General features: G+C 58.8%; 15 protein-coding genes. 7 read left to right on the plus strand and 8 right to left on the minus strand.

The features are described from left to right. Position 1: 1 nt before the first annotated feature. A complete protein-coding gene (locus ACN2TU_RS13595) occupies positions 2-451 on the plus strand; it encodes a hypothetical protein (RefSeq protein WP_435156005.1) in 450 nt (149 codons plus the stop codon). 80 nt (positions 452-531) lie between these two features. On the opposite strand, the gene ACN2TU_RS13600 is transcribed toward ACN2TU_RS13595, so the two are convergent. Beyond that, positions 532-1,800, minus strand: a complete 1,269-nt coding sequence (locus ACN2TU_RS13600; RefSeq protein ID WP_435156006.1) for a TiaS agmantine-binding domain-containing protein — start codon at positions 1,798-1,800, stop codon at positions 532-534. Between the two features lie 146 nt (positions 1,801-1,946). On the opposite strand from ACN2TU_RS13600, the gene ACN2TU_RS13605 reads away from it, so the two are divergent. Then, positions 1,947-2,894 carry a transcriptional regulator gene (locus ACN2TU_RS13605; protein WP_435156008.1) on the plus strand — a complete coding sequence of 316 codons (948 nt, stop codon included), beginning with the start codon at positions 1,947-1,949 and terminating at the stop codon, positions 2,892-2,894. Between the two features lie 3 nt (positions 2,895-2,897). Here the strand turns inward: ACN2TU_RS13605 and ACN2TU_RS13610 are convergent, their stop codons facing one another. The 7 genes from ACN2TU_RS13610 to ACN2TU_RS13640 all read right to left on the minus strand — a co-directional run bounded on the left by ACN2TU_RS13610 (position 2,898) and on the right by ACN2TU_RS13640 (position 9,891). Then, positions 2,898-3,119, minus strand: coding sequence for a hypothetical protein (locus ACN2TU_RS13610; RefSeq protein ID WP_435156009.1), 222 nt, complete (start codon positions 3,117-3,119; stop codon positions 2,898-2,900). Between the two features lie 220 nt (positions 3,120-3,339). Further along, complete coding sequence (locus ACN2TU_RS13615) at positions 3,340-3,588, minus strand: glutathione S-transferase N-terminal domain-containing protein (protein WP_435156010.1); 249 nt, start codon at positions 3,586-3,588, stop codon at positions 3,340-3,342. Positions 3,589-3,898: 310 nt separating this feature from the next. After that, positions 3,899-5,344: an NCS2 family permease gene (locus ACN2TU_RS13620; protein ID WP_435156012.1), complete on the minus strand. Its 1,446-nt coding sequence runs from the start codon at positions 5,342-5,344 to the stop codon at positions 3,899-3,901. A 160-nt stretch (positions 5,345-5,504) separates the two neighbouring features. Further along, the gene (locus ACN2TU_RS13625) at positions 5,505-6,218 is read right to left on the minus strand and encodes a phosphoribosyltransferase family protein (protein ID WP_435156013.1); all 714 of its coding nucleotides are present in this window, start codon (positions 6,216-6,218) and stop codon (positions 5,505-5,507) included. Between the two features lie 76 nt (positions 6,219-6,294). After that, the gene (gene thrS, locus ACN2TU_RS13630) at positions 6,295-8,235 is read right to left on the minus strand and encodes a threonine--tRNA ligase (protein ID WP_435156014.1); all 1,941 of its coding nucleotides are present in this window, start codon (positions 8,233-8,235) and stop codon (positions 6,295-6,297) included. Between the two features lie 516 nt (positions 8,236-8,751). Next, the gene (gene pyrE / locus ACN2TU_RS13635) at positions 8,752-9,279 is read right to left on the minus strand and encodes an orotate phosphoribosyltransferase (RefSeq protein ID WP_435156015.1); all 528 of its coding nucleotides are present in this window, start codon (positions 9,277-9,279) and stop codon (positions 8,752-8,754) included. A gap of 48 nt (positions 9,280-9,327) precedes the next feature. Further along, positions 9,328-9,891: a CDP-2,3-bis-(O-geranylgeranyl)-sn-glycerol synthase gene (locus tag ACN2TU_RS13640; protein WP_435156016.1), complete on the minus strand. Its 564-nt coding sequence runs from the start codon at positions 9,889-9,891 to the stop codon at positions 9,328-9,330. An 89-nt stretch (positions 9,892-9,980) separates the two neighbouring features. On the opposite strand from ACN2TU_RS13640, the gene ACN2TU_RS13645 reads away from it, so the two are divergent. From ACN2TU_RS13645 to ACN2TU_RS13665, 5 genes are read left to right on the plus strand one after another with little or no spacing between them, the layout of a single operon-like run. Beyond that, the gene (locus ACN2TU_RS13645; protein WP_435156017.1) at positions 9,981-10,811 is read left to right on the plus strand and encodes a proline dehydrogenase family protein; all 831 of its coding nucleotides are present in this window, start codon (positions 9,981-9,983) and stop codon (positions 10,809-10,811) included. Between the two features lie 51 nt (positions 10,812-10,862). Continuing rightward, a complete protein-coding gene (locus tag ACN2TU_RS13650; protein WP_435156018.1) occupies positions 10,863-11,507 on the plus strand; it encodes a DUF502 domain-containing protein in 645 nt (214 codons plus the stop codon). Positions 11,508-11,559: 52 nt separating this feature from the next. Further along, a complete protein-coding gene (locus ACN2TU_RS13655) occupies positions 11,560-11,955 on the plus strand; it encodes a DUF6276 family protein (RefSeq protein ID WP_435156020.1) in 396 nt (131 codons plus the stop codon). Between the two features lie 60 nt (positions 11,956-12,015). Next, a complete protein-coding gene (locus tag ACN2TU_RS13660; protein WP_435156022.1) occupies positions 12,016-12,441 on the plus strand; it encodes an HIT family protein in 426 nt (141 codons plus the stop codon). 45 nt (positions 12,442-12,486) lie between these two features. Then, on the plus strand, positions 12,487-12,903 hold the full coding sequence (locus tag ACN2TU_RS13665; protein WP_435156024.1) for a hypothetical protein: 417 nt from the start codon (positions 12,487-12,489) through the stop codon (positions 12,901-12,903). Positions 12,904-12,938: the final 35 nt, after the last annotated feature.

Consider the following 12,938-nt stretch of genomic DNA (forward strand, 5'->3'; position numbering starts at 1 on the left):
CATGACGCCCGGCAAGGCGCTCGAGCGTTCGGATTGGATGAACGACTGCGTCCTGCGAACCGTCGATTTCGAGGACGAACTCGCAAAACACGGCCCTCCCTCGACGAGCGGTTCGAGCACGAGTTCGTTCAGCGTCGGCGTCTCGTCCAGCGGCCCGGAAGTCGGCGGCAACCTCGGTTGGGGATGGTCAACCACCCATTCGCACACGAACATCGAGGAGACTATCGACCTCGTCGGGGAGAAAGCCACGCACAAATATGACCTGAAATTCGGCGAAAACGTCTCGGAAACTACGTTCAACGCCTATCCAGGTTACCGAGTTGACCCCGCAGACGGGACGAACACGGCGAACTACTCCTACGAAACCGACTGGTCCTTCCGTGACCACCACTGGTACGGCGACGACACGTACAAATATCACATGTACGGCGACGGAACGTGGACTGCCTGAACGGACACGAATCGAGAGCGAAGGGATTTGATAGGCACTAATTTCCCACTTTCTGCCGCCGTTTTTGAGATGTATTTTGACTACCGTTCCGGATGTGTTGGCCCATCGAATCCGCCGCGAACGAGCGGTTTGGCGATGTGTCGTCGCGCTTCCGGCGGGACTTCGTACCACCCAAGTTCCAACTCCCGTTCGATTTCTCGTTCGACCTTTCCATCTGTACGTGTTTTACAGTCCCGACAGCGATAGCCTTGGTTTGCGCCCGCGCTTTTCATCGACCGACCACAGTTCGGGCAGTTGGGCGTGACGAGTTCCGTGGTGTCGAGTCGTCGAACCGTGAACTTTTCGAGCTTCATAGTTCCGCGGGAAACCTCTCCGCACGCCGTGATTTCGTCGCCGGGACGGAGATTTCTGACGTGGTCGCGGAACCGTTTCGTCGGTTCGAATGCGGCACAGCGAAGTTGGGTTGACCTATCCGCGAGCGTCAAAAAGACGTGCCCGCCGCGTCGTGTTTCCGGTTCCGATGCGACCGTTCCGCTGATTCTGTAAGCTCGATTCTCTTCGACACTCCCGAGGTCGGCATCACGAAGGTGGGCGTCGGTGCCCTGATTGGTTACGAACAGCGCGGTTCGGACGACTGGTTCGCTCTCGATTTCGTCGGCGACTCGCTGGACTGCGTCAGGGTCGTCGCCGCGAATCCCATAGAGGATGGGGCAGGGCGTATGCGGGATACAGACTGCGTCGCCGGTTCCGCGGTCTACGGTGTCCCAGACTGCCGGATACTGTTCGTCCGCGGCCTCGAATATCGAATCGAAATCCACGTCGCGGGGCGTTCCCCATCGCTCCGATTTGCGGTAGGAGATGTGTTCGCAGGTCCACTCCGAAAACGCGTTCCAACTTCCGATTGCGGCAAGCGCGCCGATTTTTCCGCGTCCGTTTTTCCATCCCGCAGAGTGGTACCCCGCCGATTCGATTCGTCGTTCGGCCTCCTCACGGGAAAGGAGACTTCGAACTGCGAAACGGGCGAACTCCGTGATTTCGTCCGGAGTATTCTCAGGTGTGTGTGGCGCGACCACAAGACCGGGATTCGTGTTGGGGTCGTCGGTCTCTGCCGCGGTTTCCAGTTCGTTTCGCGCGAGTTCGAAGGCCAATTGTGGGTCGAGGTCGGTGTGAATCGCGAGTGCGGCGTTGCCTCGCGTCTTGTGCTTTACTGCGGGATTGAGTCGAATCAGGAGCAGTCGCTCTACGTTTCCCTCCGCATCTCGAACTGCATCCGCGACGCGCGTGGCGAGATAGGTCGTACACATTCCGCGCTTTCGGGAGTCGGTGTCGTCCAGCCCGATAACCGTCACACGAAACCGTTGTCGCGTGGCGAACTAACGGCTTTCGAAGCCCCCTCGTAGTATATGAATCTACCGTCGGTATTGGACAAAATCGCAAGACTGCGGTACCGTATCCAGGCAAAACGTATTTATATCGGAATCACTTACCTGACACCATGTCCCGGTCTGCACTGGTCGGCAACGTGACCGCGATGCTGGAAGATGCGGGGTTCGTGGTCAGTGACCGGTGTGCCATCCGACCAAAGAGTTTCGACGTGGCAGCGAGACGCGGACCAGACCTGCTGCTGTTGAAAATTCTCGGCAACATCGACGCCTTCGACGCCGAGACTGGCATGGAGATGCGACGACTCGGTACGTTTCTCGATGCGACGCCGCTGGTCATTGGTCTGCGGACGAGAAACCAAGACCTCGAACCCGGCGTGGTGTACTTCCGACACGGCGTTCCGGTGTTCAACCCGGATACGGCGCTCGACCTCTTCGTCGAGGGAGTGCCTCCGCTCGTCTACGCCGCGCCCGGCGGCCTGTACGTCAACATCGACGGCGACGTGTTGCAGGACGAGCGTAAAGGTCGTGGCTGGAGCCTTGGCCAACTCGCCTCCGAACTCGGCGTCTCCCGCCGCACCGTCTCGAAGTACGAAGACGGAATGAACGCCAGCGTCGAAGTGGCGATCGAACTTGAAGAGCTATTTGACGGTGGACTGACTAGTCCGGTTGAGGTGTTCGATGGTGCGGACGAACTCACCGAGGAGGACGAACTGGACGGATCGGAACCCGAACCGGAGGACGAGCACATGTTCACTACGTTGACTCGCGTTGGGTTTACGGTACATCCGACGACTCGTGCCCCGTTCAAAACGGTGAGTGAGGACGATTACGAAGACCGCGTCCTAACGAGCCACTCGGCGTTCACTCGAACTGCCGAAAAACGCGCTCGAATCATGAGTTCGATTAGCCGCGTCGCACGCACTCGGTCGGTCTACTTCGTCGATGAAGCCCGACGTGAAACCGTCGAAGGCACTGCGCTGGTCGAGCGCGAGGAAGTCGAAGGAATCGATGACGCAGACGAACTCCGCAAACTGATTCGAGAACGAGCAGAAGCGTAGTTTTCACCCTTCGCCGTCTTCTCCACCCTCACCACCCATCTCTCCGTTTTCACCGTTTTCGCCGCCGTCGCCTCCCATTTCACCACCACCTTCGCCGCCTTCCTCGCCTTCGCCTCCACCGTTTTCACCGCCGTCGCCGCCACCCCCCTCTCCCGGTGCCGTACAACCCGCGAATCCGGCGATAAGCAGGCCACCCGTGCCCAGTAGCGCTCGTCTCGTCGTCATAGTGCGCTCAACGTACTGTTGTCAAGTAAATCAGGTGGCCAATCCCTGCAAAAATGATGTCCCCGAAGTGGGGGATGATGGCACCAGGTTACAGTATGTGGCTCGTGTCGATCATCGCTCGATACTCGCGTGCTAGTTCGTCACTGAGTCCGACCTTTCGTCGTAACTAGTCGGATGGGGTTATCTCAATTATATACAAGAATTATTATATGATGCGTTTTTAAGCGCCGTAGGTCTCTTCGAGGTACTCCACGATGTCGTCGCTTTCGGGCATTCCTTCGACGCCATGTTCCGTATCGACCAATACCGGAACACCAGTCTGTCCACTGATTTCTTTCACTTCGGTTCGGTCCGAGTGTGCCCGGGGGACGAAATGGGATTCGTAGTCGAGTCCGAGTTCGTCCAATTTGCTCGTCACCTTTGCGCAGAACGGGCAGCCTTTGAGTTCGTACAGTTCGAGGTTCGACATGCACGTACGTAGGGGTGTCCGAAATAAGAGTGTGGTGTTAACGAGAAAACCCGCCGGGTTTTCGAGTGACGAAAGAGGCGGTTTGTCTTTCGGTGGTGAGCAAATTTACCGGATTTGCGAACGACGGCCGCAGGTCAGCGACTCTTATCGCTTCTCGATACGCGGTACGTCGCCGAAGACGATGGAGCGACGGTGACGAAGCCACATCGAAGCTACGCCTTCGTCCGGGGTGAACTGAAACTGTACAATGAAAAACCGGAAATCGAAGTCACATCCATCGACCAGATAACCGACGAACCGCCGGCACCGATTAGACGTTGCCTTGAAGCAGGCCGCTCGTCCGAACGAAGAAGTAGAGGACGAAGGCGACTGCGAGCGCCCAGTGGCCGGGGCGAGTATCCTCCAGTTCGCCAGCCGCGAGTTTGACGATGGGATAGGAGACGATGCCCGCGGCGATGCCGTAGGCGATGGAGAACGTGAACGGCATGATGAGGATGGTCATGCCCGCCGGGACGGTGTTGGTGATGTCGTCCCAGGCGATGTCGACAACGTTGCCGAGCATCACGACGCCGATGACGACCAGTGCGATGTGGGATGCGTACTGTGGAATCGCCGCAGCCACGGGGACGAACGCCAATGACACCAGGAAGAGGAGTCCGACGACGAGCGCCGTCATTCCGGTTCGACCTCCTTCTTTCACACCGGAAGCCGATTCGATGTAGGTCGTGACGGTCGAAGTGCCGAGCATTCCGCCGACGGTCGTTCCGACAGCGTCGGCCATGAGCGGTTTGTCGATGTCAGGAAGGTTACCTTCGTCATTGAGGAAGCCACCGACCTGTCCGACGCCGACGAGCGTTCCGGCGGTGTCGAAGAAGTCCACGAAGAAGAAGGTGAACACGACGAGTGCGAAGGAGAACGCTTCGACATTACCAAGTCCGGTAAGGAAGGCTCCCGCGACGGGAGTGATGTCGTAGGTTGCGCTCACCATCTGCGGCGTGAGGGTGTTAGGCGCGACGAGGCCGAACCATTCGGCGGCGTAACCAACGATGGTGGTCAGTGCGATGCCGATGATGATGGAACCCGGAATACCGCGGGCGTAGAGCGCGAACGTAAGGAAGAGACCGAAGACCGAGAGGACTGCAACGGGGTCGGAAGCGACCGGACCGAGGGTGACGTAGGTCGCTTGGTCGGGGACGACGACGTTCATCGCTTGCAAGCCAATGATGGCGAGGAACAGTCCGATACCGGTTCCGACCGCGAACTTCACGGGTTCGGGGAACAGTCGAATGACGTATTTCCGCGCACCGACGGCGGTCAACGCGATAAAAATGAGTCCTTCCACGAACACTGCGGCCAGTGCGGTTTGCCACGAAATCCCGAGGGCGCCGACGACCGTGAACGCGAAAAAGGCGTTCAAGCCGAGACCGGGTGCCTGTGCGAACGGTCGATTTGCGTAGAGCGCCATCGTCAGCGTCGCGACGGCCGCCGCGATGATGGTCACGACCGCGAGCATCGACATCGTCGCGCCGTAGGAGTACCCCGCGATTTGGATACCGTCCTGAATCGGGATTTCCGGGTTGTCGGCGAGGATGGCCGGGTTGACAACGACGATGTAACTCATCGTCAGGAACGTCGTCAGCCCTGCGATTACCTCCGTCCGCAAGTCCGTGTTGTGCTCCTCGAAGCCGAAGTATTCGGCGAGAGAGCCGAACAGACCCGATTTTTCCTGAGTGTCGGTGGTTTCGCTCGTCCCCATAGTGAACGAGTGAGCATAACCGTGAAAACCTACTTAACAGTTCCCATCCAATCTGAGCAGCTATACGTAACTGTGTATAAATTGCTGCTCTCATTCGATATGAGATGCTTATTATCGCATGAATGTGACTACAATCTCGGGATGCGGAAGCAAACCGTCTTTATTCGAACGACGCCAGCGCACCGACCGGTGCCTCAGTTCGCGCTTTCGCACGCTCGATTCCTTCGTCCCCTGCCGAGATAAGCGCGAAGACGCCGCCAACATCTGCGTCCGCATCGTGAGCGATTTCGAGCAGTAGTTCTTGAGTTTCACCGGAACGGATGAGGTCGTCCACGACGAGCACGGTTTCGCCCGACCTAATCGCGGAGGAGGGGAGATAGTAGGTAAGTTCGATACCGGAGGCGAGTCGCTGGCGAGCCTCGATGAACTCCTCGACGGCAGTCTCTTTCGACTTCTTCGCGTAGGCACAGCGTGCGCCGAAGTAACTCGCCATCGCGGCGGCGAGGGTGATGCCATCTGTCGCGGCGGTCAGCACCACGTCGGGATGGTCGAAATCGAACGTTTCGGCGGCGACCGGTGCGACGAGGCCCAGAAACGACTGGTCGAAGACGATGTCGGAGTTGTCCACGTAGCCCTCGGTGTCGAGGCGGGTGCGCGCTTGCAGTTCGTCCGCAAGTTCTTCCCTACCGACTCCTTCGACAACCGCCTCCGCGCGGTCGGTACTCGGAAGAACGTGGCCGTTCACGTAGCGATTCAAATCACCAGCCGGGAGGTCGGTCACCTCGGCGAGTTCGTCGTAGGTTCGCGTCTCTTTCAACATTCGCAGAACGGAGACTGCCTGTAGTTGGAGAGTCGCTTTCTCTGCTCGATTCATATTTCGATACTCACCATCGTGCAACCTTGAACACTTCGATGATGAACGACGGGTGTTTAGGCACAACCGTGCCGTTTCATCCGAGAAAATCCGGATTTCGACGTTTTTCTTCGTACTCCCTTTCGAGGTGTGCTCTGAACGCCGCGAGTTCGATGTGGCCGCGTTGGCGCTCCTTTCTGTCGCGCACGGAAATCGTCCCCGATTCCGCTTCGTCGCTGCCGACGATAACCATGTATGGGACGTGGTCATCGTGCCCCGCACGAATTTTCTTGCCAAGCGTCCAATCGCGGTTATCCACTTCGACCCGGAAGTTGCCGAGTTCGTCGGCAACTTCCGCGGCGTACTCCGCATCGTCGTCCGTGATGGGGAGCACGCGAACCTGTTCCGGTGCAAGCCAGAGCGGAAAATCCCCCGCGAAATGCTCGATACACACGCCCATAAACCGTTCCAGCGACCCGAGTAGTGCGCGATGAATCATCACGGGACGGTGTTCCTCGTTGTCCTCGCCGACGTAACTAATGCCGATTCGATCCGGTTGGACAAAATCCAACTGCACCGTCCCAATCGTCCACTCGCGTCCGATGGCGTCCTTCGCGTTGATTGCGATTTTCGGCCCATAAAACGCGCCTTCTCCCGCTGCGACTTCGTAATCGAGTTTTTCGTCGTCCAGCGCGTTTCGAAGGGCCTCATGTGCGCGTTCCCAGAGCGCGTCGTCACCGATTGCGTCGTCGGGTTTCGTCTCCAGTTTCAGCAGTACGTCCAGTCCGAAGACGGCGTACATCTCGCGGATGACGGCGAGCGTCCGTGCTATTTCCGCACGAATCTGGTCAGGGCGGACGAAGGCATGGCCGTCATCCTGCGTGAATCCGCGTACTCGCAACATACCGGAGAGTTCTCCCGACTGTTCGTTTCGATAGCACGTGCCGAACTCGGAGAATCGCAGTGGAAGGCCACGATACGACCGCCGGTCGTAGTCGTAGATGTAGGCGTGATTCGCGCAGTTCATCGGCTTGAGCCCGTATTCGTGACCATCCTGCTCCCACGCGAACATCTCGCCTTCCTCATTGAAATGCTCGTAGTGCCCCGATTTTTTCCACAGTTCGGCGCGGTTGAGATCCGGCGTCTTCACCTCTTCGTAACCCAGTTCGGCATTTTTCTCCCGGACGAACTCCTCCAGCTCCCGCCGGAGCGCCATCCCGTTCGGGTGGAAATGCACACACCCCGGCGAGTGGTCGGGCACCGAGAACAGTTCCATCTCCGCGCCGATTTTGCGATGGTCACGCTCTTTGGCTTCCTCGCGGCGTTCGAGAAATTCTTCCAAGTCCGCCTCGCGGTCGAAGGCCGTACCGTAGATTCGCGTGAGCATCGCCTCGTCCTCGTCGCCGCGCCAGTACGCCCCGGCGATTTCGAGCAGGGAGAGCGCACCGATTTCGCCCGTTGACTCGACGTGCGGGCCAGCACACAGGTCTTCGAACTCCCCTTGGTGATAGAACGTCACCGGTTCGCCTGCGTCCTCGATTTCCGCCAGCAATTCGAGTTTGTAGGGCTGGTCTGCGAGTCGCTCGCGAGCCTCCTCGGGTAAAATCGCCTCACGTACGATGTCGTAATCCTCGGCCACAATATCTCGCATCTCCGCCTCGATTTCGGCGAGGTCGTCGCTATCGATTTCGACGGCGTCGAAATCGTAGTAAAAGCCGTCGTCCGTCGACGGCCCGATAGCCAGTTTCGCATCCGGGTAGCGGCGAAGCACTGCTTGCGCGAGTACGTGCGCCGCGGAGTGGCGCAAGACACGAACGTATTCGTCCGAATCCGGCGTGACGATTCGAAGGTTTGCGTCCGATTCGATTCGATATTCTGGTGCGACGAGGTCGCCGTTCACGATTCCGGCGACACAGTCGTTTCCGAGACCCGGTCCGATGTCGTAGGCGACGGCTTCGACCGAAATCGGCTGGTCGAACTCGCGACTCGACCCGTCTGGAAGCGATACGACGACTGCTGGATGTGATTGGTGGCTCATGGTTGTAACTGGTGAATCATCCGAATTCGGTTCCACCGCACTTCGTCTTCGAGTGCGCAACAGACACCCGGATTGCCCTCGTCACTCGAACCTGAACGGAAATCCGGAGCGATATGACTGGGCGTATCAGAAGCGGGCGGGAAAACGACGATGGTGGTGACTATGTTAGCGGGCGAGAACCCGGCGTGTAAAGCAGTCACCCAACATCGTGTTGCGTATCCGAATACTAATCTCGGGATGGTATTTATGTCTTGTGCGGGTTCGTGCGGCGGTTCGTGTCAGTCCCTTCTCGTCACACGTCGCTGGCTTTTGGGTGTGGCCAGCAATTCCCGACTCCAAATTACCGCCACCGCACAGCGAACCACGTCCTCCCCAACCGATTGTGTTTCTCGGCCTTCCCCTGCGATACTTATCCCTCGCGCGGGCGCACCCTATGGCGCACCCTATGGCGCGCCATCCCGCGCCGAAAAATTAGCTGGCCTATCCAAGAATTAGGCAAACTGCTTTTTCGACTCGCTACTCTTCCTGACCGTCAAGCAAGTCCGAGGCCGAAAGGAGCGCTTCCATCTCGACACCTGCCTCGGCCAGATTCTCGCGGCCACCCTCTTCTCTGTCCACGACGACGAGGATTTTGTTCACTTCAGCACCCGCGTCTCGGAGGGCTTCCACTGCATCCACCGCGCTTTGGCCCGTCGTCACGATGTCTTCGAGGACGACGACCTCTTCTCCCTCCTCCAGTCGCCCTTCGACGAGGTTGGCGGTACCATACTCCTTTTTCTGCTTGCGTGCGATGACGTAGGGATTGCCCGTCTCGACACTCGTAACCGCCACAAGCGGAACTGCACCGAGAGCGACGCCCGCGAGTTTCGTGTCTCCCAGTCGCTCGGCGAATGCCTCCGCGATGAGTTCGAGACAGTGGGGGTCGGTCTCGAACAGATATTTGTCCACGTAGTAGTTGCTCGTCCCGCCGTGTGAGAGTTCGAACTCGCCGTATTGAACGGCCTCCGCCGCGCGCAGGGCCTCGATGAGTTCCTGATTCGCCATGTGCGATAACGGGCGGGGAACGGGTTTAAAAGTAGTTTTTCGCGGTCGCTACCACGGTTCGTTCTTCAACCCGAGCATGTAGGCGGCCATGTTCGTCACGAGATGCAAGAACGGTGTGACGATGACGACAACGGTGAGCACCGGGAGACTGAACGTCTCCAGCGTCCAACCCGGCGCGGCGAGCGACGTGAGCAGGAGCGCCATCACGACGAAATCCAACTGGTCAACACCGGGAAACGCCGCGCCGCGCTGTCGGCCCGTCCGGCGCTTCAGGAACGACGCCGCCATATCGCCGAGCATCGCACCGAGCGGCATCGCGACCATGACGGCGGCGGGGAAGGGGTCGGGAAGTCGAGCGCCGAAGATGCTGGCATTCGGCCCGTTGATTGCGTTCAGTCCGAGCGCGAGCAGTGCCCCCGCAGCGACGCCTGCGATGGTTCCACGCCACGTTTTTCCATCTCCGAGGATTCGTTTACCGTTCCACGTCCGCCCACCATCGATGGGTGTACCCCCGCCCGCGACCACCGCGACGTTGTTCGGCACGTACGCGGGCAACATCGCCCACACCGCGACGACAACGGCTTCGAAAACGTCCACACCGAGAATGTCCATACTCGGACAGAAACTCCCCGGGTCTTAAGACCCGACGGTCTGGCGCGGGCATATATAACCATAAGGCATGGGGGTACAAACCCCGGAGTATGATTCCACCGATTGCCAGTCGGTTCGTCGCTGGCGAAACACCGGCAGAGGCGCTGGAACACACACGAGAACTGAATCAGCGAAACGTCAGCGTCATTCTCAACCTTCTCGGCGAACATTACCACGACCGACAACCGGCGGACGAGGACGCCGAGACGTACATCCGACTGCTCGAAGATATCGGACGTTCCGACCTCTCCGCGTGTGTTTCGGTCAAACCGTCGCAGGTCGGCCTCGATATCGGGACGCACGTCTTCCGTGAAAATATGGAGCGCATCGCGGACGCCGCCGGAGACACGTTCGTCTGGATCGATATGGAAGACCACGAGACGACGGACGCGACCCTCGACGTGTTCGAGCAACTCACCCGTGAGCACGACGGTGGTATCGGTGTCTGCATCCAGGCGAACTTGAAGCGGACGGAGGACGACCTCGAACGACTCGCCGAACTCCCCGGAAAAGTTCGGTTGGTGAAAGGTGCCTACGACGAGCCCAAGGAAATCGCCTACAAAGAAAAAGACCAGGTCAACGCCGTCTACCGCGACTATCTCGAATACATGTTTCAGGAGTTCGAGGGGGGTATCGCGGTCGGCAGTCACGACCCGGCCATGATAGAATACGCCAAAGAGCTTCACGACGAGTACGGGACGGACTTCGAAATTCAGATGCTGATGGGTGTGCGCGAGGATGCCCAGTACGAACTCGCGGAGGAGTACGAAGTTTGGCAGTACGTTCCATACGGCGGCAAATGGATGTCGTACTTCTACCGCCGCGTGATGGAGCGCAAGGAGAACCTACTGTTTGCGGCCCGCGCAGTGCTCGGCAGATAAACGCGAACGTTGCAACTGGTTTATATTCCTGCACTCGTATGCTACACACAAATGTCATCGTGGAAGCGTGACGCTGGAAGCGGTCTCATCGTTCTCGCCCCCTTACTGGTTACCGCCTACATCGTTGCGTGGGTGTTTCTCAAAATCGCCAAATTGCCGTTTTTGCAGGGTATCCCGCAGACGTACTGGGGAGTCGTTCCCGGAAGCCTCGTTCGCGTCGGTATCGTCCTCACGGTGTTTTCGATGCTCGTGCTCAGCGTGGGGTATCTCATGCGAACGGCCGTCGGTGGAATCGTCGAAAACGCCATCGACGGCGCGATGAACCAACTGCCCGGCCTTCGAATCGTCTACAACGCGTCCAAGATGGCCGCCGAAACCGCGCTGTCGGACACCAACCAACTCCAGAAACCGGTCAAAATCGAGACGTGGAAAGGGATGCGGATGACGGCATTCAAAACCGGGAAGACGACCGACGACGGCCGAGAACTCCTCTTTCTGCCGACCGCACCGAACATCACGACCGGATTCGTCGTGGAAGTTGAACCCGACCAGTTCACCGAGACGGACGAGAGCGTCGAGGATGCCTTGACGCGCGTCCTGAGTGCTGGATTCGGTGAGAACAGCGATAGCGGAATTCCGATTAACGTGACTGATGAGGGCGAAGACAGCACGAAGACACCTCCTCCGACGCAGTGATATCAAAGAAAAAACTGGTAAGTTTTTGAAGATTGCAATCCTTCTTTCACCTATGATGTGCTCTGAATGTGGGGAAGAACGACTTCCGTTCGCTGTTCCGTCCGAACTCCGCGAACACGTGCCGGGGGAACCGGCATCGGTACTCCTGTGCCCACACTGTCTTCAACTCGATCCGGTCAAAGAGCTGGAAACGGAACTCACCGATTTCACGGTGATAAGCGACGCACTTCCGGAAGAGCGCGATGCCGCCGCCGCAATGGCGCTCGCGACCGCACTCCTCTCGTCGCTCGCCCTCCACCGTCAGGGGATCGACGCCCTGCTCGACCGAGTTGAAGCGGCCGGCGTTGATCCACTGCTCGTCCTCGACCGACTCGCGGCGGATCCGGAACTCGAGCCGAACTTCGACATCGAATCGCGGCGTCGGCAGTTGCTCCAACTGCGGGAGTAGAACATCCGACGCTGCCACGAAGCCTCAACTTTCATCATGCCGTCCCACGACTAGAGAAATATGCCCGAAGACTGCATCTTCTGTCAAATCGTCGCAGGAGACATCCCGAGCAAGACCGTCTACGAGGACGACAGCGTGTTCGCGTTCCTTGACGCGAACCCACTTGCCCCGGGACATACGCTCGTCATTCCGAAGTCCCATCACGAGACTCTCGCCGACTTACCCGAGGACACTGCCAGCGACGTGTTCTCGGTGCTCCATCGCCTCACACCCGTCGTCGAGGACGCAGTCGACGCCGACGCGAGCACCGTCGCGTTCAACAACGGGGAGGCGTCGGGACAGGAAGTTCCGCACGTTCATGGGCACATTATCCCGCGATTCGACGACGACGGTGGCCACCCGATTCACGCTATCGCCGGAAGCAGGCCGGATCTCTCCGATAGTGAACTAGACGACATCGCGGACGACATCCGCGACTCCCGGTAAGCCGCGGCTTTTTATACTAGCACGAATCTATTCCGCTGTAGAACCGTGAAACGAACTGCCGCACTCGTCGGCGCGACTGGCGGGGCCGGGACGACACGCCTCTGTGTCGAACTCGGTGCCATCCTCACTCACGCTGGCCGCGACGTGGTGATTTTCGACGCCGCGTTCGCGACGCAGGGCCAGGCCCGTCACGCACCCGGTCGTATCGACACCGACCTTACCGCGCTGCTCACCGACGACCACGACCAGCACGAACTCGCTGATGTGCTCATCGATCACCCCGTAGAAACTCCCGGAAGGCTCGCCCTCTGTCCGACATACGCACCTTCGAGCGGCTTGCGCGCGCGAAGAGGGCTGATGCAGCCCAGCGACTCGAATCACTCATCGAAACCCTGTCGAACCGGTTCGACCACGTTCTTGTCGACACGCCGCCAATCGCGGCGAATCAATCGGTTGCGGTAGTGAACGCCGTCGATTCCATCGCGCTCGTCGCACCG

This window comes from Haladaptatus marinus (assembly GCF_051194195.1).